The sequence below is a fragment of the Novosphingobium subterraneum genome (assembly GCF_000807925.1).
GTDB classification, from domain to species: Bacteria; Pseudomonadota; Alphaproteobacteria; order Sphingomonadales; family Sphingomonadaceae; genus Novosphingobium; species Novosphingobium subterraneum.
Genome location: NZ_JRVC01000012.1, coordinates 105,224 through 130,432 on the forward strand (window position 1 = coordinate 105,224; position 25,209 = coordinate 130,432).

Sequence of the window (25,209 nt, forward strand, 5' to 3'; positions counted from 1 at the left end):
GCGCGGCGCGTATTTCACGGGAGTCGTAGCGCTCATGTCCGATATCAAGAAGGTCGTCCTCGCCTATTCCGGTGGCCTCGACACCTCCGTCATCCTCAAGTGGCTGCAGGTCACCTACAACTGCGAAGTGGTGACCTTCACCGCCGACCTCGGCCAGGGCGAGGAGCTGGAACCTGCGCGCGCCAAGGCCAAGCTGATGGGCGTGCCCGACCATCACATCTACATCGACGACCTGCGCGAGGAATTCGTGCGCGATTTCGTCTTCCCGATGATGCGCGCCAATGCCCGTTACGAGGGCGACTATCTTCTCGGCACTTCGATCGCCCGCCCGCTGATTTCCAAGCGCCTGATCGAGATCGCGCGCGAGACCGGCGCTGATGCCGTCGCCCACGGCGCGACCGGCAAGGGCAATGACCAGGTCCGCTTCGAGCTCTCGGCCTATGCTCTTGAACCCGGCATCAAGGTCATCGCACCGTGGCGCGAATGGGACCTCACCAGCCGCACCGCGCTGATCGCCTGGGCCGAAGCGCACCAGATCCCGGTGCCGAAGGACAAGCGCGGGGAAAGCCCGTTCTCGACCGACGCCAACCTCCTCCACACCTCCTCCGAGGGCAAGGTTCTGGAAGATCCGTGGGAAGAGACCCCGGACTACGTCTACTCCCGCACGGTCAATCCCGAGGATGCGCCGGACGCGCCCGAGTACATCACCATCGACTTCGAGAAGGGCGATGGCGTTGCCCTCAATGGTCAAGCCATGTCACCGGCGACCCTGCTGACTGCACTCAACGAACTTGGGCGCAAGCATGGTATCGGCCGTCTTGACCTCGTCGAGAACCGCTTCGTCGGCATGAAGAGCCGCGGCATGTATGAAACGCCGGGCGGCGAGATCTACGCTCGTGCCCATCGCGGGATCGAAAGCATCACGCTCGATCGCGGTGCCGCGCACCTCAAGGACGAGCTCATGCCCAAGTACGCTGAGCTCATCTACAACGGCTTCTGGTTCGCGCCTGAGCGCGAGATGCTGCAGGCAGCGATCGACCACAGCCAGGCTCGCGTCAACGGCACGGTCCGGCTCAAGCTCTACAAGGGCAATGCTTCGGTCGTCGGCCGCAAGTCGCCTGACAGCCTCTACTCCGAACGCCACGTAACGTTCGAGGACGATGCAGGCGCCTATGACCAGAAGGATGCGGCCGGCTTCATCAAGCTGAACGCGCTCCGGTTGCGCCTTCTGGCGCAGAGAAACCAGTAAACGCTTGCGGTTGCTGGCACAGCAGGGCCGCTGATTGCTGCGCTTCGGCGCTGCACAATAGCTATCCACCGAAAGGTGCGGGGGTTGTGGATAACTCCCGCACTTTTTGCTTGCGCGACTCGGGCAAGAGGCGCAGCTTTTGTGTGTCGAGAGCGCGGAAGCCTCAGAATTCAAGGCCCAAACCTCTGAATTCAAAGGACTAAGCGCAAAGCGATACGACCACGTATAGTTTGCAGCGTAACCAACCGGCAGGCACCCTCGGGCTGATCTGCGGATGTGCAAAACTGCGGCCTTCGTGATCGGAAACGGAGTGCGGAACGGCATCGTTTTCCACGGTGCAGCGCGCGGGCAGGCTTCGGTCTCCATCCAGCGCGATGCGGCGAAGACAAGGATGGCGGACAGCATTTCACCCCGACGAACGGCGGCGTTCGTCCGGCCAGGTGCAAGCCCGGTCGGGAGCGAGCCACCCGACCAAGGGGAAACGCCCACGGACGGCTTTTTCCGGATCGCTTGAAAGAGCACCCGGAACAGTCGCGGTAAACCGGAGCGACGGAGGAGTGCCTCGCACTCGGCCGGCGCGGATAGGCGAAAGGACGGATAGCGGCGCGACCTTGTGCGAAAGCACGGATCGGCAGCAGCCCAGGGGCTCCGCGCCCCGGACGGCATCCAACCACACGCCCACTACGCGCAAAGCGCGCTCCGCCGAGCAAAGCCACAAGGCGCATGGACGTCAGCAGTGACGGACGAGCGCGAAACGGCCGAAGCGAAACGCGACGAGACAAGCCCGAGCGGACGTAGAGTGGGGGCCGGCAGCAATGCTGGCCCCCATTTGCTGTTTGAGGTTACGCTTACGAAGCCTGCTCGTCCTGAGCCTGTCGAAGGACGCCTTGCGCTGGATGCTTCGACAAACTCAGCATGAGCGGACTTCTGCGGTTGGTTGGTTGCTGCAGTTCAGCATTTCGTGAAAAATGCTGCAGTGCTGGATACGATCCCATTGCGGACATCTATCCTGAACCATAAAGTTTGGAAATGAGACCACCGCTTCCGACTGCTAGCCACGCAAGATTGGCGTTGACGATCGAAGACTTGTATCGGGTGTTCTCTGCCGAGACTCCTTCGGCCATTGAAGGCTGTCCTTGTTGTATCAACACTCGCAATGTCGATGTGCTGCTCGCCACGCCGCTGCGGGAACTACGCGGGGATCAACTTTGGCGATACATCTCAGGCGCTTATCTGACATTGGGAGGCGACCGAGATTTTCGTTACCTGATGCCTCGCATATTCGAGTTGGCGGCGCTTAGCTCTTCTGAAATTCCGGACACGGAAATCGTGCTCAGCAAGCTCGCCCGCGCGCAGTGGGGCAATTGGCTGGAGGACGAGAGAGATGCGGTTCAACGCTTTATCGATGCGTGGTTTGCAGTCGCAAGCGAACAAGATCTCCTTCATGCAAGAGATGGTTGGATCGGCAACCGAACCGAGAGCCTGTTGTGCGGCTTAGCGTACGCACGACTACCGATTGCCCAGTGGCTCAATCGATTGACCGAACCTACCACCGCACCGTTATTAGACGACCTTCTTCAGCGATATCCTCAAAACCTTTCGGCGTTTTGGCGGGACGTTCCAGACGGTTTCGCGCAATTATCAGCGTTTCTTGCGGAACGTCCGACGTGACGGCGACAATCCACGCGGATTCCGCCGCTTAAGCTTCTGGCTTACTTCACCTCAAGCTGCCCCCGCACCGCGCCCTTCGGGAAATCCGCCGTATGGACGTTGACGTAATAGCCTCCCGGAGCGGCGATGATCTTCTTCAGCAGTTCGGGTTCCATCGCGATGCAATTGTCGCTGTCCTTACCGGTGACCTCGATCGTGGCAACCGGCTTGCCGTCGCTTCCGGCACTGCCTTCGTGGACGTGGGCCATGGTCGGTTTTTCGGTTTTCTCGACCCACAGGGTGAAGCAGAAGTCGCCGGTTTCGTCATCGCCATCGGCCTTGAAGCCGCCAATGCCATCAGGGTCGCCGCCAGCCGTCTCGGCTGCGCCACCGAGCGTGGCGACAAGCGTTACTGGCTTGGCCATGGCTGGTCCGGTCGCGCCAGTGACAAGAGCAACCATTCCGGCAATCGCTGCAAGATTCGCATGCTTCATCAGGTCTCTCCTGTTCAGCCCGCTCGCCATCGACTCAGCATGGCTTCAGGGCACCTTCAGGAGACTACACCCTCCCACCGCTTGCGGAAATTCATTGCGCGCAAGCCGTCAGTCCACGCTCCAGTCAGCCACAGGGATAGGCCCCGCCTGTGCCGGTAACCCCCGGCGTGAGGTTGCGGTTGTCGCGGATAAGGAAAGCTCCCTCCTTGCGCATCACGGGATTGTCGACAAACAGATCTCCCATAAGCCCATGGTGCTGATAGTAGACTTCGACGAACATCACCGCGCTGTTGGCCGACGCGGTGATCTTGGTCGGCCCACTTCCCATTCCGGCCAGCGCCGCACCGTTAAGCCCGTTTTGCGTACTGTCATTGCCATAAGCGGATTGCCGCGAGAGCTGCCCGTAGCAGCGCTGCCAGCGAATGTACTGCTTGCCCGTCGCGGCGTCGCGTTCAAGGCTCGAGAGAATAATCCTGCCTCGGGTTGCGAAATCAAGCCCTGCCGCCTGCTCCTGCGCGCCACGCATGACCTCGTTGATGTCGGCCTCGCTCACTGTCGGCGTGACCACGCTGTTGTCAGTCTGCCCGATGCGCGAAGCGTTGTCCGCAAGCGAGAGCGCTATCTCGCTGATCTTCATGTCGACAGAGTTCATGTAGGCCACTTCAAGCCCGTAGAGCGCAATCGACAGGATGAACGGCGTGATGATCGCAAATTCGACAACCGAAACGCCTGAGCGATCCCGGGCGAGGCCCTTGGCGCAATGGCCAAATCTGGCGGCAAATGTCTTCAGCATACGCGCGGTGTCGATCCGTAACTGCCGTCCTGCAGAGCGAAAGGCTGGTTGCGTTTTACTGCCGTTGCGGAGATCTCGCGGCGGCTCCAGTCAAGCGGCAGGAGAGGAACGGCAAAAACGGGATCGTATTGCACCCGCACCGTGTAGACGATCACATCGTTAGCGCCGCCATTGCCCCACCGCCCCAGGTCTTCGTCCCACGATCCGTTGCCGTTCTCGTCCGTATACCCCTCGCCCGGTGAGCACGACCCATCGCCGTTCTTGTCGTCTAGCGGCTCGCCCTTGTTGGTGCGAGCAAAGTCGTAATAGCTCTTGCGGGTGGAAGTCACCTGCGCACCGGGCACGATCGGGCGCATGGCGCTGACGACCTTGGCGTCGGCGACGGAAGTGTCGCCGGTCTCCAACGTGGAATCGCGTGCGGCCTTCTCGACCGCGCCATCGAGAACGCCTTTGGCGTAAACCATCTGGCCCAGGTCAAGGCAGCCCACCAGCGCCAGCAGGAACGCCGGGACCACAATTGCAAATTCGATGGTGGTAACGCCGGCGTCCTCGCCGCGCAGGGTACGAAGGTTCTTCATTGGTACACCCGCAATTCGCCCACGTTCTTCGCGATTTCCTGGAAGGCACTGTTCAGCTGTGTAGCGTTGGTGGCCAGAAACGAGCTGTTGCTCGATGCGCAATAGGTCAGATCGGAAGTGAGGCTCGAAGCAAATGCGATCATCCACACGCGGAACCCCTTGTCCTTGGCGTTGTCGCATAGGGCGCGGAAGCGCAGCGTGTGGCGCGCAGCCTGGTTGCTCGAGCCATCGTCGGTTATCCGGCGATCATGCCATTCTATGCCATAGCTCGATTGGATCGTGGTGCTTGGCTCCATCTGCCCGTCGGTCATGAAGATGATGTGGCGCGAAACCTTGCCACCGTTGGTCGGCGCGATGTTTACGGTGTCGGCCCATGGTCCCTGCGGCGAACTCAACCGCAGCCCCCACAGCATGCCCAGATCGTGGTAGGTCGAACCGGCAGCAGCAAGGGCATCGGCATAGCTGTAGAACGCCGACTGGTTCATGGTGGACAGCAGTTGCGCCTGATGGGGGCAATAGGACGAGGCCTTGCTCCCTTGCGAGGTCTGCACGGCATCGGTGAGATATGTTGTGCCCCATACCGTCGTCGTTCGATAGTAGGCCAGTTCAGGCCACATCGGACCCCACTTGGTTTCAGGATTGCCATCCGGAACTAGATCGACGTCAAGGTCCAGCGCCGTCGAAGGCGACATGCCCGTGACGCTGGAGTAGCTGATGCTGCTCGTGGCATCGCTTTCGCGCTCCTCGATGCAGCCTCCCCAGGTGTAGCTGGCTGCTGTCCCGTTGCTGCCGTTGGGTTTGCTGACCGCCGTGAATGTCTTGTAAACGCTGGTATCGACGTTGCTGACTTGCCGGTAAGCCCAGTTCGAGAATTCCTGCCGGGTGCGCGTCTCGTAGATCGGATCCGAAGTGGCATAATTGCGCGTAATGAAGTTGCGGGTCGTATGATAGTAGAACACGCGCCAGCGGTTGCTGCTCTGTAGCTGGCAGACATATGTGGTCTTGCGCTGAGGTTGGGTGGTTGTGGTGGTGACGACCTGCTGCCCCGCCCCATTCGTCGTCGTGCTGGACGAACTTGTCGCGCTGCCGTTGTTGGCCCAGGCAACATCGGCAGGGCGCGCGTTGTTGCAGGTGGCCTGCGAATTGTAATTGGTCGAACTGTGCTGCGATGTGCTGCCGATGGTCTCGGTGGAGTATGTCTGCTCGCTGGTATTGACCGCTGCAGACCAGCCGGTGAACACCCGCTCGGTAATCGTGTTGAATACCGGCTCGCGCGTCTGGATCGGCCACGTGTCGGCCAGATATGCCGGGTTGAGATTGTAGATCAGGCGCCCGACGTTTACCGACGAGCTGTAGGGAACAAACGAATAGCGAGTTCGCGCGTTGGAGCCTTGCGTGGCGGTGGCAACCGTATCGTAGAAGTTCTTCATTGCCACGCGCAGCGCCTGAATGCGGGTCTGGCTGGTGCCGGAAAGCGTGTTGCCCATGGAGCCGGTGGTATCGAGCACCATGGTAATGTCGCTGTTGCCCACACCCATCGTGGCGCTGCAGGCCACGCTGACAGGGATCGTGTCCACGCCGAGCAGATTCATTACTGCCGTCTGGACCGTCGTCGCAGCCGTTCCCGAGATCAGATTGCCGCCATTGGTCGACGCCGTGGTAAACGTCGTCCCGGTCGCGCCAAGCTCACCTTCCACGAAGTTGGTATTGAAGTAGGCATTCGCCTGGTTCCGGGCGGCAGCGTCATAGCCATTGGTCGTAACGGCGCGGCGGCCAGCAAGCGTGCCGGCATCACAGGCTGACTGCAACCGGTTGCGCGCCTTGTAGACGCGGTTGATATCAAGCCCGCCGCCGATCAACGCGACGATGACCGGCACGCTGGCAGCGGCGATCGGCAGCACGCTGCCGACATTGCTCGCAAAAAGCCTTTCGATGAACCTTGCCATGCCGTCCCGCTTGCCCCTGCCATTTCTGACATTGGCTAAAACGGCGCTCGACGGTTTCCAGAACCTTACCTTTATCGGGAATTCATAGGAGCTTTAGTCGGATTTAATCCGTAGTTTTATCAATAGAAACAAACAGATATCTTAACCATCTTTTGTGCCTGGAAAGGCCTGCCATCCGTAAGCTCTGATCTCTTCACTATCGGCGCCAGCCAAGGGAGGGAAAGAGACAGATTTACCAATTTCGGAAACCTCGAAGCGTACAGGCGCGGCCTGCTCGAAATAGGCGCCCTCAACCGGGTGCTCGCGTCGGCGGAAGAAGCCCGTCTCCTGAAGATGGGGATCATTCATCACGTCTGCCAGATCGCGTACGGCTTGCGCAGGGATCTGGGCAGCATGACACCGCGCCAGTAACTCCGCAGTCGGCAAGGCCGGCGTGAAACGCGCTATCGCCTGGTACAATTCCGGCTGCGCCTTGAGCCGAAGCTGCGGCGTCGAGAGATGCTCCTGATCGAGGAAGTCCGGCTGCCCCAGCAGCGTGAAGATGCGTATCCACGCATCGTCGGTATAGGCAACGATGCTGATCCAGCCATCGGCTGTCGGGAAAGGCTGGCGATCGGGATCGACCTGCCGTGGGTATCCTGCGGGTCCATTGGGCGGATCGAATGTCAGGCCACCAAGGTGTTCAAGCAGCATGAAGCTTGAAAACACCTCGAACATCGGCACTTCAACCCGTTGTCCTTCGCCCGTCCGCTGCTTGTGCACGATGGCAGCCATTGCGGCATAGGCGGCATGCAGTCCTGCCACCTTGTCAGCGATCAGCGACGGAAGATAGCGCGGGCGCGGGTTGCCGTCGACCCGAGGCAACAGCGTGGCGGTGCCGGTGGCCGCCTGGATCACGTCATCATAGGCCTGCAGGTCTGCATAAGGACCATCGTGGCCAAAGCCGACGCAGTGGACATAGATCAAACCGGGATTGATCGCCTTGAGCGCCTCGTAATCCAGCCCGATCCGCTCGAGCGCCTTGCCCCGCACGTTCACCACGAACACGTCTGCATCGCGCAGCAGGTCGAGCATCACGGCCCGGTCGCCCTCGTCCTTCAGGTCGAGCGCAACGGACTTCTTGCCACGGTTGAGCGCCATCCACGCCGGTGCCATGCCCGGCGTGACAGCCGCTCTTGCCGACCAGCGAAACGCATCGCCAATGCCTGGCGCTTCGACCTTGATCACGTCCGCACCCAGATCCGCCATGATCTGCGTGGCGTATGGGCCGAAGACCACGGTTGTCAGGTCAACAACACGGATGCCCTCGAGGAGAACCGGATTTTCCGCCACCTGCCCTGTCCCTTCAGTCGAACGCAAAGCTGTTTGCCTTTTCACCCGTCGTAATGACCACGGGTCTGCCAAGCGGATCGCGCTCCAGCATCGCTGCAACGGTGGTGGCATCGCGTGTGGTGGCAACGAAGCGTCCGCCAGTGTCGAGTTCACCGATCACGATGGCCTGCTCCGGCACGCCTTTGGCGAAGGTCACCGTATATGTGCCGATGCGGCCGTTCCCTTGCGGCGCGAGCGCCATGGCGGCCTTGGGGACTGCATCGAGTTCAGCTTGCAGTTCCGCACTCAGGCACCCCGGCCATTCACGCGGGTCGCTGGACAGCACCGCTGCGCCGTACTTGGACTGGAAGCCGCCGTTCATGCCTACCAGGCCCTTGGCTCCAGGCTTGCCTCGCAAGATTTCGACCATGCTTGCCAACGCATGCGTGGAGTAGTTGTTGCCGGCTCCGCCGAAGTAGGGGAGACCGCCAGTAACCGTCAAACTACGCGGGTCATCTGCAGCAAGGCCAAGGCCGTCGATCGCGGCATTGAACACCGGGACGGGGAAGCAGGAATAAAAGTCGAAAGCGGCGATTGCATCGGCCGTCACGTTCGCCTGCGACAAGGCGGCGGCAATGGCGGCATTTGCAGCGGGATAGGCCCCGATATCCGGCCGCTCCAGCAGTTCCCGCTCGTTGGCCAGGGCAGCCCCGTGAAGATATATCCACCTGGTCTCAGGCACCCTCGCCGCGCGGGCGGCCTTGATTGACATCAGCACGAGCGCTGCCGCCTGATTGACCTGGTCGCGCGAGACCAGCTTGAGAGGATAGGGATCGCAGATCATCCGATTGCGCTCGCCGGGAGTGGCGATTTCATGCGCACTCATCGGCTTGACCGCGGCTGCGCTGTAACGGTTTGCTGCCGCAACTTTCGTGAACGGCGCGAACAGTTTCCCCATCGCCTCGGCATAGGCCTCGCGCGATAGGCCAAGACGGGCTCTCCGGGCATTCTCGCACAATGCGTAAGCCGTTACCGGCGCGCGAATGCCATGGGCAATGCTGGCTGCCGAAAGGGTGCCCTCAAAGCCCCTGCCCTTGTCGATCCACTCGACGCCGGTGGCATCGGGATCATCGCTCTCGGCCCAATCACGCGTCTCGCCCTTGGCCACGAGATGGCGCACGGTCGAGATCGCCTCGCTGCCGAACATCAAGGCTGCCGACACGGCACCTGTCGCGATGCGGTTCCCAAGATCAGCCAGCAAGGCCAGCGGAGACTGTCCCCCCACCTTCTCGAGGATGGCGACTTCCGGCTTGATGCCCAGCCTTCGCGCAACTGCCAGTGGCAGCTTGTCCGCCCGCCCGAACGGGACTTGCATCGCTCCGGATTCCTCGAACGTCCGGATTGAACCGACCGCCTGCACCTGCGCTGCAACTGCCGCACCTGCCTGCGTGTCGGCAAGAGCCTCCCGGGCGGCCGCAGCGGCCAGATCGGCAAACGACAGGCCGACATATCCAGGATTGTCGACCCGTTCGACGAACTGGCCGACACCGACAATGACCGGGGTATTCTCCGACAGGGGCATGGCATCCTTTCGCTTTTTCCCGCCAAGCTAAAAGCGCCGGACCGCACCGTCCAATCGATTTAATCTTTCGATTTATAGGGTATTCGAATATATCGAGCTCATGCAGCCCGATGTCGATCTGAAAGCTATCCGGTGCTTCCTCGCTCTTGCGCAGGAATTGAGCTTCGGCCGTGCGGCGAAGCGCATGAACCTGACGCAGCCCAGCCTTTCGGCACAGATCCGCAAGCTCGAGGAACAGATCGGCCAGCGCCTGTTCGACCGGACTACGCGCGCGGTCCAGCTATCGCCCGTTGGCACGGCACTGCTCGACCAGGCCGGTACCTTCGTCGCCCAAGCCGATGCCTTCGCCGCCCAACTTGCCGCTTGGCGGGATCGCCCTGATCGCCGGATCGTCCTCGGCGCGCCAAGCTATACGTTCGAACTGCCTCAGCACGGAGCGCTGCTATCGGCGATCGCGCGCGAGCTTCCGGACATATCGCTGCGGGTGGACAACGATTTTGCCTATTCGCTTTGCGAGGGGCTGATCAAGGGCACCGTCGATCTCGCCATGGTGGTTGCCGCCGTCGTGCCTCACGACAAGTATTTGGCCGACATGGCCCGCCAGCAATGCGGCGAACTTGAAATTCCGGATGGTTTGCCTCGCCTGACGCTCAGCCGCGAACCGATCGGCCTGGCCATTCCGCAAGAGCACCCTCTCGCCCGGTTCGACGTCGTGCCGCAGGCAGCTTTGTCCGGATCGGTCATCGCGATGCTCGCCCCGTTGCACGGCAAGAGCCTGTATCAACCGATATCGACGTGGCTTGCGGCTGCCGGGGCGACGGGCTTCCTCCCGCCCGAAGCACACGCCTTTGCGCTGGAACGATATTGCCGCGAATATCGCATTCCGGCGATCTCCATCGCGCAATTTCGCCCGAAGGATCACGGAAACGTCGTTTATCGACCCGTCGCGGGCCTTTCCATCCTCACCGAGCTGGCGGTGCTGCGAAGCAGCCGTCAAATGCGCGCGGCAAGCGAGATGCAGCTCTGGAAAATTGCAGAATCCCTTGTGCCTCAGGCATTTGCCGACTGACCATCGGGTGCCTTGCGCGGGCGCGTTTGCGCCATAAGGGCTCGCGCGCCGGTGGACATATGTTGACGCAGGAAGCGGCTTGCCGCGCTGGCGTCGGTATAGCCGAGGCGATGCGAAAGTTCGGTCAGGTTGGGTCGTCGCGCGGTGCGAAAGTATTCGTCGGCAGTATGCTTTCGCACCTGTTCGAGAATCACTGCGAAGCTCGTGCCCCTTTCGGCAAGGCGGCGCTGGAGGCTCTGCGGAGAAAGGCCGGCAAGCCCGGCAACATGCGGCAGGTTTGCCCGCCGCTCCGTCAGGTTGGTGGCGATGAAGTAGCGCACCTGCTGCATGAGATCGCCCGGCCATTGGCTATCGGCCTGGGCCAACTGCTTTTCAAGGTAGCGAACCATGTTGGGATTGGCCCGCTGCGAAGGCCGATGCAGATCCGACTTGCGGAAGACCAGCGCACAGCGATCCGACCCGAACTCGATCGGACAACGAAACACCGCCTGATGATACCGCCAACTCTGCGGCGCGGGATGATCCAGCTCCAGCCTGATCGGCGTCCATTCCTCACCAAGGAGCATCCGCGTGATGCGTAACTGGAGTGTCAGCGTGGCCTGCAGGAATTGCGAGCCGCCAAACCGCGCAGGCACCATGAGAACATGGCGCAAGGCCGCCTCATGCCCGGTAATATCCGTGCTCGAACGCATCGCCGCACTTTCGAGGTGCATGTAGCGTCGCGTTATCCGTGTCGCCTCGTCAAGCGTGGTGCAATGATCCCAAAGCAGGCTGATCGGGCCGAAGCCGCGCACATTGCACCACATGGAGAAGGCCACGCCAAGATCATCGCGGCCGGATGCGATCGCGGCAGCCTGCAGAACGTCTACGTGCGCACTTGCCGGCAGCCATTCCGCCTCGTTCGCCTGTTCCACGTGGGCAAAGACGTCGGGAGGGCAAAGGCTCCTCAGATCAAGCCCCGACACTTCCGCGAAGTGGGCGAACTGGCGCATGGCGCTGGCATGAGCGAGACCGCTTTCCGATTCCATCATGATGCAATCTGACAATACTGTGCCGCGATCCGTCAAGATCAATTAAACGATTAAACGCACAATGCCGCTGCAGTCAGCTTCTGTCCAGTCCGGGACAGCGTCTGGAACACCAATTACAGCCGCCACAAGGCGGCGCATGGGAGGCAGCCTTGAAAGCATTGTACTTGCGTAACGCAGCACTTGCCGCAATCGCGGCTTCGGTCACTTTGCCGAACCTGGCGCACGCCCAGCAGGCCGAAGAGCAATCTACCCCCGGCCTTGCCGAGATCATCGTAACGGCACAGCGCAGGACCGAGAATCTTCAGGACGTGCCGATCGCGATAACTGCGGCCAACGCCGAAACACTCGCCCAGGCGCGCGTCGAGAACGTCGCGAACATCCAGGCCATCAGCCCCTCGATCAGCTTCCGCGTCACCAACATCGCAACCTCGAGCGCGAACCTCATCATCCGTGGTCTGGGCACGACCGGAAACAGCCGCTCGTTCGAAGGCTCGGTCGGCGTCTTCATCGATGGGGTCTATCGCACCCGCGCGGCAGCGGCGCTGCAGAACTTCCTCGACATCGACAACCTTCAGGTGCTGCGCGGCCCGCAGGGGACCCTGTTCGGCAAGAACACCACCGCCGGCGCCCTGTTGCTCGCCTCGGCATCACCCTCGCTCAACGACGTCAATGGCGCCGTTGAAGTGACCTACGGAAATTACGACACCTTGATTGCCCGCGGCGCCGTCAATGCTCCACTCTCGGACAAGGTTGCATTCCGCATCGCCGGGCTCGCCTCGTCGGCCGATGGCTTCTTCACCGACAGCACCACCGGCCAGAGCCTCAACGACAACAAGACCCGCGCGGTCAAGGCGCAGCTGCTGTTCGAGCCGAGCGAGAACCTCACCGTCCGCCTGATTGGCGACTACTCGCACAGCCAGGGCAACTGCTGCTACGCCACCTCGGCCTTCATCGACGGTCCCACCCAGCCGATCATCGATCTGCTGACGCTCTACCAGCCAGCCAGCAGCCAGCAGTTCCTTGGCGTGCTTGCCGGCCTGATCCCGGCCTCGTCGATGACGCCGACCGGTCGCAAGCTTCCTGCCCGCGATCCCTCGAAGTTCGAGCAGACCCTGAATGGCAATGGCCAGCAGGAAATCGAGGATTACGGCGGCACCATGCTGATCGACGCACAGGTCGGAGAAGGCACGCTGAAGTCGGTTACGGCAGTGCGCCAGTTCACCGTCGACCAGCGCGATCTCGACCCCGATTTCTCGGGCGCCGACATCTTCCGCTACAATGAAAGCTTCTCCAGCCGCTTCATCTCGCAGGAACTGACCTACAACACGAAGATTCCGGCGCTCAACGCCGAGGCAGTGTTCGGACTGTTCTTCTCGGACGAGAAGCTCAAGATGGGCCGCAGCCTGCCATGGGCGAACCAGGCGCAGTTCTACTGGGATGCGATCTTCGCCAGCCTCGGCGTCGCCCCGGGCACTGCATACGCTGCCCCCGGTACATGGACCACCGAGCGCATGGGCGGCACGGCCAAGTCCTACGCAGGCTTCGCCCACCTCGATTTCGCGGTGAATGACAAGTTCAACGTCATTGCCGGCGTGCGCTACTCGATCGAGAAGAAGCGCGGCTTCTTCAACAACGCCTTCTATCGCCCGATCCCGACGGATGTATTCACCCTGCTCGGCATCGCCCCATCGCCGGCATACGACGCCACGACGACCAACAAGGCGCTCTCGGGCACCCTCGGCGTCCAGTACCGCCCGACTGACGACATCATGCTCTATGCGACGTACAACCGCGGCTTCAAGGCGGGCGGCGTCAACATGGACGTCAATGCGGCAGGCACGCTGATCAACAACGCTGCTGTCTACAATGCCCTGCCTGCCGCAATCCGCATCGGCTTCTTCGGCAATGCGCCAGCACAGGCACCGCTGAACCCGCGCTACAAGCCGGAGAAGGTCAACGCCTTCGAAGTCGGCGGCAAGTTCCAGTACCTCGATGGACGGGCTCGCACCAACATCGCGTTCTTCTACTATGACCTGTCCGACCTCCAGATCGCACAGTTCATCGGGCTGCGCTTCACAGTGCTCAATGCCAAGTCGGCGAAGGACTACGGTCTCGAGATCGAGAACCTGTTCCAGATCACCGACAGCCTGACGCTCGGCCTCGATGGTACGTGGATCCCGCATGCCCAGTACGGGAAGGATAGCAACATCGACCCGGTCCTGTCGGACTCGCGTTTCCGCTTCAGCCCGAAGTTCTCTGGCAACGCCACGCTGAACCTCGATCAGCCGATCAACGACAACCTCAGTGTGCTGGCTCGCGTGCAGGCACAGTATCAGAGCCGCCAGCTGATCAGCACCGCGACTACGGCTGAACAGGGACCGGTCACCCTGGTCAACGCCAACCTCGGGTTCAAGCTGCCGAAGACCGGCCTGCTGATCGAAGGCTGGGTGCAGAACCTGTTCGACAAGACCTGGTTCACCCAGTCATTCCCCACCCCGCTCCAGACCGGCGATCAGAACGCCTATCCCGGAGCGCCTCGCACCTACGGCATCCGCGTCCGCGCCTCGTTCTGACGTTGCAGGAATGGATGCAAAGACCCTCGCTTTCGGAAGACAGCGAGGGTCTTTTGCGTGGCCACCGGACCGTTAAGCTGATTGCACAGAGTCGCATGCAGCGGCCGAAAGGGAGAGCGATGATCGACGATACAGACTTCACCGGCAGGCATGTCCTTGTCGTTGGCGGCTCCAGCGGCATTGGCAACGGCATCGCACAAGCCTTTCGTGCACGCGGCGCCGCAGTCCACGTCTGGGGAACCCGGCCTGGCGCAGAAGACTATGATCCTGCCGATGGGTCTGATCTCTCCGGTCTCGGTTACACCTGCGTCGATGTCGGCAATCCCGATGCCATCGCGGCAGCCCCTTTTCCTTACTCCAGCCTCGACGTGCTCGTCCTCTGCCAGGGCACGGTGGTCTACAAGCGCGGCGAGTTTGCGCGGGAGGGCTGGGACAAGGTCATGGCCGTCAATCTCGACAGCGTAATGCACTGTTCGATGAAGTTCCGCGCGCGGCTTGGCGAAAGCAACGGCTCGATCATCGTCGTCAGCTCGATCTCCGGTCTCAAGGCCAATATCGGCAACCCGGCCTATGCCGCGTCCAAGGCCGGCGCGATCAGCCTGACCAAGACACTGGGGCAGGCGCTCGCTGCCGAGGGCATCCGCGTCAATGGCCTCGCCCCCGGTCTGGTCGATACAAAGCTGACCAAGGTCACCACCGCCCACCCGCAGCGCCTCGAAGGGGCCCTTGCCAGCATTCCGCAGCGCCGGATGGGCACTCCTGCCGACATGGCAGGTGCCGCAATCTTCCTCGCCTCCCCGCTTGCCTCTTACGTCACCGGCCACACCCTCGTGGTCGACGGCGGCCTCTCGCTCTGAAAGATTGCCGGATGCACTTCGAACATACCGACAAGGTCAAGGATCTTCTTGCCCGCCTCGAAGCCTTCATGGACGAACACGTCTATCCGGCCGAGCAGGACTATTACGACTTCGTCCATGACCAGCAGAATCTCTGGGCCGAATGGCCGGGGATGGAACCGCTCAAGGAAAAGGCCCGCGCGGCCGGCCTGTGGAACCTGTTCCTTCCTCACGAATATGGTGCGTGGTCGCCCGGCCTCACCAACCTTGAATATGCGCCTCTGGCCGAAGTCATGGGCCGCGTGCCGTGGTCCAGCCAGGTGTTCAACTGCTCGGCGCCCGATACCGGTAACATGGAAGTCCTCGCCAAGTTCGGCAGTCCCGAACAGCAGGAGCGCTGGCTGCGCCCGCTCCTCGAAGGCACGATCCGTTCCGCCTATGTGATGACCGAACCGCAGGTGGCCTCGTCGGACGCTACCAACCTTGAACTCTCGATCATTCCCGATGGCGATGACTACGTGATCAACGGGCGCAAGTGGTGGATTTCCAATGCCATGCACCCCCGCTGCGAACTCATGATCGTCATGGGCAAGACCTTCTTCGACGGACCGCGCCACAGCCAGCACTCGCAGATCCTCGTTCCGCGCAATACGCCGGGAGTCACCGTGGTCCGCCACCTCAAGGTCTTCGGCTCGCACAATTCACCGGGCGGCGAGGTCGAGCTGCGCTTTGACAATGTCCGCGTGCCCCGCGCAAACATGGTCCTCGGCGAAGGACGCGGCTTCGAGATCGCCCAGGGTCGCCTCGGGCCGGGCCGCATCCATCACTGCATGCGCTCGATCGGCCAGGCTCAGCGCGCGCTCGAATGGATGGCCCGCCGCGCCCACAGCCGTGCCGCCTTCGGCAGGAAGCTGGCCGACCAGTCGAGCGTGCGGCAGGACGTTGCCCGCTCGTTCTGCGAAGTGGAGATGGCGCGGCTGCTCACGCTCAAGGCTGCCGACGCGATGGATCGCAAGGGCAACAAGGAAGCGCGAGACCTGATCGCCGCGATCAAGGTCGTCGCTCCCTCGATGGCGCAGCAGGTCGCTGACCGCGCGATCCAGGTCCACGGCGGCATGGGCGTCAGCGAGGACGGCCCGATGGCCTATTTCTTCACGCTCAATCGCTACGTTCGCCTCACCGACGGGCCGGAGGAAGTCCACATGAGCCAGCTGGGCAAGCTCAAGATCGCCGAATACGTCGCCTCGAACGCCCGCTGAAGGACCCGCTGTCATGAAAGCCCTTCGCTACTACGGTGCCCGCGACATCCGCCATGAAAGCATGGACGATCCGCTGCCGCAGTCTGACCGGGACGCAATCGTCAAGGTCGATGCCTGCTCGATCTGTGGCTCCGACCTCCACATCTACCATGGCTACGGCTTCTCTGAAGACGTCGGCTTCTGTGTCGGCCACGAAGCCGTGGGTGAAGTGGTCGAGGTGGGCCGCGGCGTCCATCGCCTGAAGGTCGGCCAGAAGGTGATGATCCCGGCGGCAGTCGGTTGCGGCGCCTGCCGCTCATGCCTCGCAGGCGTCGTCAACACTTGCGAGAACAACGGATCGGGCTGCTACGGCCTTTCGGCAAAACTCCAGGGCTCCCAGGCCGAAGCGGTGCGCGTGCCTGCCGCCGATGCCAATGCCGTTGCGATCCCGGACGGGATCAGCACCGATCAGGCACTGATGATGACCGATGCCCTCGCCACCGCATGGTTCGGGGCGCGGCAGGCTGACATCCACCCCGGCTCGTCAGTGGGCGTGATCGGCCTCGGCCCGATTGGCCTGATGGTGGTGGAAAGCGCCTTCGTCATGGGTGCGCATGTCGTCTACGCGATCGATCCGGTGCCCGAGCGCCGCGCAATTGCCGAAAGCCTCGGCGCAATTGCCCTGCACCCGGACGAGGCCGCTGCGCGGATAAAGGAGGACACGCACGGCAAGCGGCTGGACTGCGTTGTCGAAGTCGTGGGTGCCGATGCCACGGTGGACATGGCGCTGCGCCTGGTGCGCGTGCGCGGCACTGTCTCGGTGATCGGCGTCCAGCAGTCGCGACGCTTCCCCTTCCCGCTGGAACGCGCTTTTGCTGGCGGTCTTACCTTCCGCGTCGGCACCTGCTCCGTGCCCGAGGAACTGCCGGCGCTGTTCCCGCTGGTCGCCTCGGGCCGCCTCAAGCCAGAACGCTACATCAGCCACCACTTGCCGCTGTCACAGGGCGCCGAAGCCTACCGCCTGTTCGAAGCGCGCGAGGCAGGTGCGCTCAAGATGGTGCTGACCCCGGATTAGCCTTTGCGTCGTGCCGCGAACCAGGGCCCGATCCGGCGCATCGCCTCTTCCACCAGAGGCGTGGAAACCGCGAAGCTGAAGCGGATGAAGCGTTTGCCGTTGACCGGATCGAAGTCGATCCCCGGCGCGGTCGCAACGCCCGTATCGCGCAACAGCTCCTCGCACAGCGCCAGGCTGTTGTCGGTGAACTCGCTGGCATCGGCATAGATGTAGAACGCGCCATCGGGCGGGGCGATGCGCCCCAGCCCCATGGGAGGCAGTGCCTCCAGCAGGATCGCGCGGTTCCGCGCATATGTCGCGACATGCCCGTCAAGCTCGTCGCGACACTCGAAGGCCATGAGACCGGCCTTCTGCGCCAGCACCGGCGGCGTCAGGAACAGGCTGCCCATTCGCGCCCGCGCCGCGTCGATGAGCGAGGCCGGCACGACCAGCCAGCCGAGCCGCCACCCGGCCATGCTGAAGTATTTCGAGAACGAATTGACGATCACTGCGTCGGGCAGATGCTCGAGCATCGACGCCGCCTTCGCGCCGTAGCTCAGCCCGTGGTAGATTTCGTCGGAGATGACCTTGATACCCTTCCGGCGACAGACCTCTGCGATCGCGGCCAGTTCTGCCGGCTCTATGATCGTCCCCGTCGGATTGGCCGGGCTCGCCACGATCAGCCCATCGGGCACCGGATCAAGCGCTTCGACAGCGGCAGCGGTGACCTGAAACCGCTCTGCCGGGCCGCAATCCATCTCGACCGGCTCGAGGTACATGGCTTTCAACGAATTGCGGTAGGCAACATAGCCCGGCCGGGCCAGAGCAATGCGCGCACCCGGCCGGAACAGGCACGACAACGCCATGACGAACGCTGGCGAAGCACCGCACGTCAGGATCACCTGCTCACGCTCCACCGTCACGCCATAGTTCTCGGCATAGCTCAGGGCGATGCGGTCCTTCAGGGCCACGCTTTCCCAATAGCCCATCGCCTCGCTGTCCAGCACCGCGTGCGCCAGCGCAATCGCCTTGGCCGGAGCGCCGGTCGACGGCTGGCCGAACTCCATGTGGATGACACTGGCGCCCGCTGCCTCCATATCGTGCGCGATGCGGGAAACGGCGATGGCGTGAAACGGTTCGACTTCGGCGATCATGGCAGCGTGCTAGTTGCCGCCGAAACAAGTTGCAACCCTGCCGGCCGCGCCGATAACCTGCCGCCGATGAAGCGCCTCAAACTGAAGATCCAGCTCTACTGCGGCAACGAGATCGCGATGGGTCCCGGCAAGGCCGACCTGCTTGATGCGATTGACCGCGAAGGCTCCATTTCCGGCGCCGCGCGCGCCATGGACATGAGCTACCGCCGCGCGTGGCTGCTGGTCGATGCCATGAATCGCTGCTGGCGCGAACCTCTGGTCCAAACCTCTCCCGGCAGCGCAAAAGGCGGCGGAGCCAGGCTGACTGCATTGGGCATTGCCGTTCTGCACCACTACCGGGCGCTGCAAGAACGCCTGCAAGGAAGCTCCGAATGCGCAGCTTATCTGGCCCTCGCAGAGGCGCTCCTGGCGGATCCGAAGGCAAGCCGCAAAGGTGACAGGACTTGAAATCGCACACGAATTGCCGCTGCGCAGAGCTCGGCAACCTGGCAGTCATTGGCATGGGCTCTGAGCCAGACGAGGAAGTGCTAGGTTCGCTTGATCTTGTTAGCGAACACGGAGGCCTGCAATGGTGGCTCTACATGTCCCGGTGCAACCAATGCCAACAGTTCTGGATGATCGCGCAAGAAGAAAGGGTTCATGACAATTTCTGCCTGAAGCGCATTGATGCCGAGGATGCAGCACGGATCGTCACGGATGCTATCTGGCCTGAAGACTTTCTTGAGTTTGGCGCGGTGCTACGACTGGAACGTGAATGCGGACAGGTTGCACACTTCCTGGATCCGAACTGCCACGCATTGGTGGCCACCGCTCACGAGCTGAAACGTGAACGACCGGACATCACATCGGACGAAATTGGCTACTTGCTCGCCATAAGGCCATCACATGCCGCCAGATTGCTGGCCCAGAAGCCTTGATAACTACCTAGCGCCCCACCGGCCCCTTCCACAGCACGCCGTCCTTCATCACCAGCGATACCTTGCGGATCGCGGCAATGTCGGTGAGCGGATTGCCCTCGACCGCCACCAGATCGGCCAGCATTCCCGTCTTCACGCTGCCCAGCCGGTCACCGATGCCAAACATCTTCGCGTTGCCCGATGTCGCTGCGATTGCCACTTCGGCGGGCGTCATGCCCCCCTTCACCATCAGTTCGGCTTCCCGCGCGTTGTCGCCATGGGCGTAAACGCCGACGTCTCCGCCCATGCAGATGGCGACCCCGGCCTTGCGCGCCTTGGCGAGGGCCTCGAACCCCTCCTGCACGCCCTTGGGCACCGGCGCCTCACCATTCCATCCGCGATAGCGTGCAATCGCATCGCCTGCGGCAAGCGTCGGACAGAAGCCCACGCCCTTGGCCTTCATCGCCGCGAACACGTCAGGCGTCCCTTCGTCGCCATGCTCGATCGTGTCGACACCGGCTGCGACGGCACGACGCATCCCCTCTGCCGTGCTGGCGTGGGCGACAACCTGCCGTCCGGCACCGTGCGCAGCCTCCACCACAGCTTTCAGTTCCGCTTCCGTAAAGGTTGGCCTGCTCGGTTCGCCGGGTCCCCAGCGATAATCGGCATAGACCTTCACCAGGTCCGCCCCGGCGCCGATCTGCCGCCGCACGGCATTGATCAGGTCCGGCCCGCCAGCCTCCTCCGCACCAAGCGGCACCGTCACCCCCGGCTCGAACCCTCTGGGACCATAGGCCCCCGGCGCAACGATGGCGCGCGTCGCCACCAGCATGCGTGGCCCGGGCACGATTCCCTGCTCGATCGCCTGCTTCAGTCCCACATCGGCATAGCCAGCGCCTTCGGTGCCGAGATCGCGCACCGTGGTGAAGCCCGCCAGCAAGGTCACCCGCGCGTGAACCGTGGCGCGCGCCGTACGCAGCGCCAGAGACTCATGCAGGACCTGATCGTCCCACGGCGTTTCGTTGTAGGGGTGCAGGAACAGGTGCGAGTGCCCCTCGATCATGCCCGGCATCAAGGTGGTGCCTGGCAGCGCAATGACCGAAGCCTCGACTGGCGCGACAATGTCAGGACCGACCGCTTCTATGCGGTTGCCCCTTACCAGAACCGCCCAGCCCTTGCGCAGCACTGCGGTCTCACCGTCGAATACGGCGTCAGGCCGCAACAGGGTCAGCGCCTCGGAACGCTCGCCGGCAAACGAAGGAGCCGCAACGGTCAGCGTCAGGGCAGCAGCAAGAACCTGTAGGACAATCCGCATTCGCCATCCTTTCGAATGGCGCCATCATACCTGCGCAACAAGGAGCGGCAACAATCTGCGCCGTCCTTTTTCCTCAATCCGGGTTCAGGCCGCTTCCTCGTGCCGCAGTTCTGCAAGCTGCGCGTCGGTCCGAGGCAAAATACCCATGCCATTTATGGTCCGACGATCGAGATGCTGGAGCTGTATGTCAGGACTTTGGCGGGTAAGATCGCGTAAGTGTTGCACACGGATCACGGCCATCACGCAACCCAGCGTCGCGATCGATACGCCAAGACGCCACATGGCGAATTGCCCGCTCTGCACGGTCGACAGGAATTCGGCAAAGCACTGCCATACGGTCGCAGCGCCAAGCAGCTCGGTCGCGCGTTGGCGTGGCGCCGCCAATAGCAGGGAGCACGCGAGGAAGAACGAGCCGACACCGGCCGTCGTCACGCTGAGCTGGTCCGTCACATAACCGAAGCCGAGCGCAACCGCGCTGGCTACTGCGACAACACGGGCGGTGCGGGAAATCTGACCAGGGGTCAGCATGTCGAGTGGGCTACGCATGCGCAGGATCATTGCCCAAGCCTCTCAACAATTCGTTACGGCACGAAAGGTCCGGAAATGATCTGAATAAATCCAAAAATTACAGTCCATAGCAGGACCGACAACGCCAGCGGCAGCCCGAAACGAACCCAGCCCGAGGCACTTTCCGTTGGCGAATCACCCTCCGCCTGCCCGAATCGCCCGGCCATCAGTTCTTCCTGTAACTGATGGACGGGTGAACGAACCGGGGCGTCCTCCTGCCGTGCAGGACGGGGCACCGCGATGTTTGGCGCGACGCTCTCGGCTACACCTGAAGGCAGTTTGGCAGACAGTACCGGCGATCCCGACATGGTGGCTCCTCGGCATCACTCTGCCATGAGGTCACCAACGACAGCTCACCACAAACCTAGGGATTTACGCTTAGCCCCGTTGCGCCATTTCGAGCGGTTCGCCACGGACCGGGTAACCCAACCCGTCCGGGATCATCAGCCAGCGACGCCCCTCCCGCTCTTCCACAAACGGACTGATCGTGCCGATCGGTGTCGTCTCGGCATGATTGCGCGCTTCGTCGAAATTGCCGAACAACGCCAGGCGTTCAAGATTCCGTCGCGTCGGAAAGATGACCTTGATCTTGCCTTCTTCGGCAAGATCGAGCGCTTCGCGCGCACTTGCCCAGAAGAGGTGCCGGTTCTCGGTGGCATCAACCTCGATATCGACCGCCCCGGTGCCCAGATCGGCGAGATAGAAGCGGGTGTCGAAAATTCTTTCAGTCCTGTGTTTCGGCCACCAGCGAGCGAAGGGCACCAGCCGATCAATCTCAAGCTCCCAGCCAAACTCTGCCAGTACCGGCGCAAGATCACCGCCCGAGATCAGCATGCGTCGCGCTTCGGCCGCAAGCCTGCCATCGACCTCGCCCGAAATTCCAACCACCAGGCCGGTCTCTTCCAGGGTTTCGCGGACAGCAGCCACTCGCGCCGCCAGATCGCCTAGATCTCCCCCAGCGCTCTGCCCCAGGCTTTCCGCCAGCGAAAAGTCCGACGGATCGATCTTGCCGCCCGGAAAGACGGTGGCGCCCCCTGCAAACTTCAGGCTGGCATTGCGCTCCACCATGAGAATCTGTGGCGCGCCACCGGCAGGAGCATGCCGAAAGATGATGACGGTTGCCGCCGGAGTGGTCTTGCTCAGCCAGTTTTCGGGCTCGATATCATGCGTTTCCATCCTGGCGATCATGTCCCGCCCAGGCGCGCTTGCCAAGTCTCGAGAAAGTGTCGGATCACTTTACATTCGCCGCTTCAGCCTGATGGTTTCAGGCGCGGAGAATCCCGGAAGACAGGCCTTTTCCGCAAACTGGCACGAAGAATGCTTAAGTCATAATGTCCCGAAGAGTAGCTTCTTCTCGAGGCGGAGCCAGTCCCCCCGGTCTCTATGGCTCCGCCTCTCCCGGGACCTCCCTCAAACAGGCAGACCACAAAAAAAGACGCGACCGGCATTGCCGACCGCGCCTCATGAAATGCTGAACTCTTGGTGGATCAGGCGGCCTTGACGCCCGAATCTTCCATCAGCTGCTGCAATTCGCCAGCCTGGAACATCTCCATCATGATGTCCGATCCGCCCACGAACTCGCCCTTGACGTAGAGCTGCGGGATCGTCGGCCAGTCAGAGTAGGATTTGATGCCGCTGCGGATTTCCATGTCCTGCAGCACGTCAACCGAGGCGTATTCGACGCCCAGATGCTCGAGGATGGCAATGGCCTTGCTGGAAAAACCGCACTGCGGGAACAGCGGCGTTCCCTTCATGAACAGGACGACGTCGTTGCCGTTGACGATTTCGGAGATGCGCTGCTCGGTCGACATGGTGGATGAGTTTCCTTTCCGTCCTCAGTTGGGAACGGCAGTGGTCAGTTGCAAGGCATGGAGCTCGCCGCCCATGCGCCCGCCAAGCGCATCATATACCAGCTTGTGCTGCTTGACACGGCTCAGGCCGGCAAAGGCGGCAGACGTGACACGGGCGGCATAGTGATCGCCGTCGCCCGCAAGGTCCGTGATCTCGACCTCGGCGTCCGGCAAGGCCGCACGGATCATCGCCTCGATCTCGGCCGCAGGCATTGCCATCAGGCTTCGCCCATCAGCTGGCGGCGGGCGTCGACCTGCTTGGCTTCCATCGCCGCGCGGATTTCCGCTTCGTCGGTTTCGATGCCGGCCGAAACCAGATCACCCAGCAGCTTGCGGATTACGTCCTCGTCACCGGCTTCCTCGAAATCGGCCTGCACGACCGACTTGGCATAAGCCTCGGTTTCGGCCGCATCGAGGCCCATGCGCTCGGCCGCCCAGGTGCCCAGCAGACGGTTGCGGCGGGCGTGGACGCGGAACATCATTTCCTCGTCACGGGCGAACTTGGCCTCAAAAGCCTTCTCGCGATCGTCGAACGTGGTCATCGGCCGGATATCCTTCGTAAAAGGGTTTCTCCAGCCGATAATCAGCGAGCGCGTTCCCTGCAAGGCATCACGAAAAGAAACACTGGGGCTCAGGCAGCGCGGAGTCAGATCCGCCCGCGGCGAATGTCGAGGAGCACGCCGCCTTCGCGGCTCACGTCGCAGGAGAAGCTGTCACCATTGCGAAGCGTGCCTGACACCCGATAGCCATCGCCATTGCGCGTGGCGTCGTAGACCTCGTCCACCTCGCCCTTCCGCTCGGCTTCGGTGACGCAGGAGTCGACCGCGTCGTTCAACCCGCGCGAACCCACGCCTGCCCGGCTGTCGTCCCGCCAGTCATCGGGCTGCCCGTCCCGCTGAACGTCTCGCGGGTCGTTGCGCCGATCATCTTCGGGGCGATAACGATAGCCATCATCCTCCCCGGAATTGCGCTTCTTCTCGGCCTTGCTCGCAGCGGTCGCGATTGCCGCAATGCCGCCGATGATCAGCAGCCCGGCCAGCACATCGCCGCCGTCGACGCCGCCGCGATCGCGGTGCCATCCGCGCCCGCCCCAGCCGCCGCGATCCCAGCGTCCATGCGCCTCGGCAGCAACCGGCAGTGCGGTCGTCGCCAGCGCAGCCAGCGCCATCGCAATCCTGGAAAAACGTCCCACCATGATCATCCCTTCACAACCGACCGCCTGCCCCGATCCATGGGCCAGCAGTCGGTGCCCGCCATTCTTGCAAGGCTAGGCGGCCCAGGCTTTCCGATGCCTGAACCGCCTGGCTTTTCATGCTTCAGAGACCGCGAATGCCGCTGTAGTCGAGGTCGACGACCCGGCCCCGTTCAAACTTGCACTTGAACGAACCGCTGTCGTAGCCGCGCAGGGAATTGTTCCAGCCCCGATAGTCGCCACCCCAGCCGTTGCCGTAGTAGCGGTCGCCATCGCGCCAATCGCGACCGCGCGTGTTCACGGCGATGCGGCCGCGAACCTCATAGCCCCACCGCGTGTTCCGCACCTCGCGGACGTCGGTCACGTCGGCCCGGCCATAGCTGTAGCGGGCGGCGTTGCGCTCTGCCGTCCGCACACACTGTTCGATCGCCTGGCGCGGGTTGCCACGGCCGTAGTAGCCATCGCGATAGCGACCGTCGTTCCAGCCATCACGGCCCCGCCAGTCGTCGCCATAACCGTAGCGGTCATAGTCGCGGTTATTGTTGTTGCTTGCTGCAGCGGCGATCGCGGCAATGCCGCCGATCACCAGCGCACCTGCAATGATGTCGCCCCCGTCGATGCCGCCGCGATGGTCTCGGGCAACTGCGGGAGAGGCCGAAGACACCGCGACCGCAGCGGCGGCAGCAGTTCCGACCAGGGCCTTGGGCAAAGTCTTCATGGCTCAGATCCTTCAAAACGGCGGGCCTTTCCCGCCACGCATGAAGGATTGCCTGATTCGCCGTGATGGGACGCTGAACCACGCCGACAGCGATTGTTCATCAAAACAGCCCC

At 62.4% G+C, this 25,209-nt stretch carries 26 protein-coding genes; 9 read left to right on the forward strand and 17 right to left on the reverse strand.

Annotated features, from left to right (window positions below):
* Positions 1-34: 34 nt before the first annotated feature.
* Together NJ75_RS13010 and NJ75_RS13015 are read left to right on the forward strand one after the other, a co-directional pair.
* The gene (locus NJ75_RS13010; protein ID WP_039335175.1) at positions 35-1,249 is read left to right on the forward strand and encodes an argininosuccinate synthase; all 1,215 of its coding nucleotides are present in this window, start codon (positions 35-37) and stop codon (positions 1,247-1,249) included.
* A 1,071-nt stretch (positions 1,250-2,320) separates the two neighbouring features.
* Positions 2,321-2,920: a hypothetical protein gene (locus tag NJ75_RS13015; protein ID WP_156135791.1), complete on the forward strand. Its 600-nt coding sequence runs from the start codon at positions 2,321-2,323 to the stop codon at positions 2,918-2,920.
* Positions 2,921-2,961: 41 nt separating this feature from the next.
* On the opposite strand, the gene NJ75_RS23380 is transcribed toward NJ75_RS13015, so the two are convergent.
* The 6 genes from NJ75_RS23380 to NJ75_RS13045 all read right to left on the reverse strand — a co-directional run bounded on the left by NJ75_RS23380 (position 2,962) and on the right by NJ75_RS13045 (position 9,603).
* Positions 2,962-3,393: a CHRD domain-containing protein gene (locus NJ75_RS23380; RefSeq protein ID WP_052242465.1), complete on the reverse strand. Its 432-nt coding sequence runs from the start codon at positions 3,391-3,393 to the stop codon at positions 2,962-2,964.
* Positions 3,394-3,517: 124 nt separating this feature from the next.
* Complete coding sequence (locus NJ75_RS13025; RefSeq protein ID WP_052242467.1) at positions 3,518-4,186, reverse strand: TadE/TadG family type IV pilus assembly protein; 669 nt, start codon at positions 4,184-4,186, stop codon at positions 3,518-3,520.
* Positions 4,180-4,764 (reverse strand): TadE/TadG family type IV pilus assembly protein, encoded by a 585-nt coding sequence (locus NJ75_RS13030; protein ID WP_039335177.1) that lies wholly within the window; start codon positions 4,762-4,764, stop codon positions 4,180-4,182. The genes NJ75_RS13025 and NJ75_RS13030 overlap by 7 nt, the downstream gene beginning before the upstream one ends.
* Positions 4,761-6,710, reverse strand: coding sequence for a pilus assembly protein (locus NJ75_RS13035; RefSeq protein ID WP_052242468.1), 1,950 nt, complete (start codon positions 6,708-6,710; stop codon positions 4,761-4,763). The genes NJ75_RS13030 and NJ75_RS13035 overlap by 4 nt, the downstream gene beginning before the upstream one ends.
* A gap of 141 nt (positions 6,711-6,851) precedes the next feature.
* On the reverse strand, positions 6,852-8,069 hold the full coding sequence (locus NJ75_RS13040; protein ID WP_236727142.1) for a CaiB/BaiF CoA transferase family protein: 1,218 nt from the start codon (positions 8,067-8,069) through the stop codon (positions 6,852-6,854).
* Complete coding sequence (locus NJ75_RS13045; RefSeq protein WP_039335179.1) at positions 8,056-9,603, reverse strand: acetyl-CoA acetyltransferase; 1,548 nt, start codon at positions 9,601-9,603, stop codon at positions 8,056-8,058. Before NJ75_RS13045 ends, NJ75_RS13040 begins: the two co-directional genes overlap by 14 nt.
* A 100-nt stretch (positions 9,604-9,703) precedes the next feature.
* On the opposite strand from NJ75_RS13045, the gene NJ75_RS13050 reads away from it, so the two are divergent.
* Positions 9,704-10,672 (forward strand): LysR family transcriptional regulator, encoded by a 969-nt coding sequence (locus tag NJ75_RS13050; RefSeq protein ID WP_039335180.1) that lies wholly within the window; start codon positions 9,704-9,706, stop codon positions 10,670-10,672.
* Here the strand turns inward: NJ75_RS13050 and NJ75_RS13055 are convergent.
* On the reverse strand, positions 10,654-11,703 hold the full coding sequence (locus NJ75_RS13055; protein ID WP_052242470.1) for an AraC family transcriptional regulator ligand-binding domain-containing protein: 1,050 nt from the start codon (positions 11,701-11,703) through the stop codon (positions 10,654-10,656). The two genes, NJ75_RS13050 and NJ75_RS13055, sit on opposite strands and share 19 nt — an antisense overlap.
* 149 nt (positions 11,704-11,852) lie before the next feature.
* Between NJ75_RS13055 and NJ75_RS13060 the strand changes: the two genes are divergently transcribed.
* From NJ75_RS13060 to NJ75_RS13075, 4 genes are all read left to right on the forward strand, one after another.
* The gene (locus NJ75_RS13060; RefSeq protein ID WP_236727143.1) at positions 11,853-14,276 is read left to right on the forward strand and encodes a TonB-dependent receptor; all 2,424 of its coding nucleotides are present in this window, start codon (positions 11,853-11,855) and stop codon (positions 14,274-14,276) included.
* Between the two features lie 119 nt (positions 14,277-14,395).
* Positions 14,396-15,133, forward strand: a complete 738-nt coding sequence (locus NJ75_RS13065; RefSeq protein ID WP_039335182.1) for an SDR family NAD(P)-dependent oxidoreductase — start codon at positions 14,396-14,398, stop codon at positions 15,131-15,133.
* A gap of 11 nt (positions 15,134-15,144) precedes the next feature.
* Positions 15,145-16,371 carry an acyl-CoA dehydrogenase family protein gene (locus NJ75_RS13070; protein ID WP_039335183.1) on the forward strand — a complete coding sequence of 409 codons (1,227 nt, stop codon included), beginning with the start codon at positions 15,145-15,147 and terminating at the stop codon, positions 16,369-16,371.
* Positions 16,372-16,384: 13 nt separating this feature from the next.
* Positions 16,385-17,425 carry an alcohol dehydrogenase family protein gene (locus NJ75_RS13075; RefSeq protein ID WP_039335185.1) on the forward strand — a complete coding sequence of 347 codons (1,041 nt, stop codon included), beginning with the start codon at positions 16,385-16,387 and terminating at the stop codon, positions 17,423-17,425.
* Here the strand turns inward: NJ75_RS13075 and NJ75_RS13080 are convergent.
* Complete coding sequence (locus NJ75_RS13080; RefSeq protein ID WP_039335187.1) at positions 17,422-18,558, reverse strand: aminotransferase class I/II-fold pyridoxal phosphate-dependent enzyme; 1,137 nt, start codon at positions 18,556-18,558, stop codon at positions 17,422-17,424. The genes NJ75_RS13075 and NJ75_RS13080 overlap by 4 nt on opposite strands.
* 66 nt (positions 18,559-18,624) lie before the next feature.
* Here NJ75_RS13080 and NJ75_RS13085 point away from each other — a divergent pair, with 66 nt between their 5' ends.
* Both NJ75_RS13085 and NJ75_RS13090 read left to right on the forward strand, forming a co-directional pair.
* Positions 18,625-19,005: a winged helix-turn-helix domain-containing protein gene (locus NJ75_RS13085; RefSeq protein WP_039335275.1), complete on the forward strand. Its 381-nt coding sequence runs from the start codon at positions 18,625-18,627 to the stop codon at positions 19,003-19,005.
* Positions 19,002-19,475 carry a hypothetical protein gene (locus NJ75_RS13090; protein ID WP_156135792.1) on the forward strand — a complete coding sequence of 158 codons (474 nt, stop codon included), beginning with the start codon at positions 19,002-19,004 and terminating at the stop codon, positions 19,473-19,475. The genes NJ75_RS13085 and NJ75_RS13090 overlap by 4 nt, the downstream gene beginning before the upstream one ends.
* A 7-nt stretch (positions 19,476-19,482) precedes the next feature.
* On the opposite strand, the gene NJ75_RS13095 is transcribed toward NJ75_RS13090, so the two are convergent.
* From NJ75_RS13095 to NJ75_RS13130, 9 genes are all read right to left on the reverse strand, one after another.
* On the reverse strand, positions 19,483-20,769 hold the full coding sequence (locus NJ75_RS13095; RefSeq protein WP_052242472.1) for a metal-dependent hydrolase family protein: 1,287 nt from the start codon (positions 20,767-20,769) through the stop codon (positions 19,483-19,485).
* Between the two features lie 84 nt (positions 20,770-20,853).
* Positions 20,854-21,327: a hypothetical protein gene (locus NJ75_RS13100; protein WP_039335193.1), complete on the reverse strand. Its 474-nt coding sequence runs from the start codon at positions 21,325-21,327 to the stop codon at positions 20,854-20,856.
* 23 nt (positions 21,328-21,350) lie between these two features.
* Entirely contained in the window at positions 21,351-21,644 is a 294-nt protein-coding gene (locus NJ75_RS24360; RefSeq protein WP_156135793.1) for a hypothetical protein, read from the reverse strand.
* Positions 21,645-21,714: 70 nt separating this feature from the next.
* Complete coding sequence (locus tag NJ75_RS13105; RefSeq protein WP_052242485.1) at positions 21,715-22,512, reverse strand: NUDIX hydrolase; 798 nt, start codon at positions 22,510-22,512, stop codon at positions 21,715-21,717.
* Positions 22,513-22,823: 311 nt separating this feature from the next.
* Entirely contained in the window at positions 22,824-23,147 is a 324-nt protein-coding gene (gene grxD, locus NJ75_RS13110) for a Grx4 family monothiol glutaredoxin (protein ID WP_039335195.1), read from the reverse strand.
* A 24-nt stretch (positions 23,148-23,171) separates the two neighbouring features.
* Positions 23,172-23,405: a BolA family protein gene (locus NJ75_RS13115; RefSeq protein ID WP_039335197.1), complete on the reverse strand. Its 234-nt coding sequence runs from the start codon at positions 23,403-23,405 to the stop codon at positions 23,172-23,174.
* Entirely contained in the window at positions 23,405-23,728 is a 324-nt protein-coding gene (locus NJ75_RS13120) for a DUF1476 domain-containing protein (protein WP_039335200.1), read from the reverse strand. Before NJ75_RS13120 ends, NJ75_RS13115 begins: the two co-directional genes overlap by 1 nt.
* Before the next feature lie 104 nt (positions 23,729-23,832).
* Positions 23,833-24,387, reverse strand: coding sequence for a hypothetical protein (locus NJ75_RS13125; protein WP_156135794.1), 555 nt, complete (start codon positions 24,385-24,387; stop codon positions 23,833-23,835).
* A gap of 115 nt (positions 24,388-24,502) precedes the next feature.
* Positions 24,503-25,096, reverse strand: coding sequence for a hypothetical protein (locus tag NJ75_RS13130; protein ID WP_039335203.1), 594 nt, complete (start codon positions 25,094-25,096; stop codon positions 24,503-24,505).
* Between the last annotated feature and the right edge of the window lie 113 nt (positions 25,097-25,209).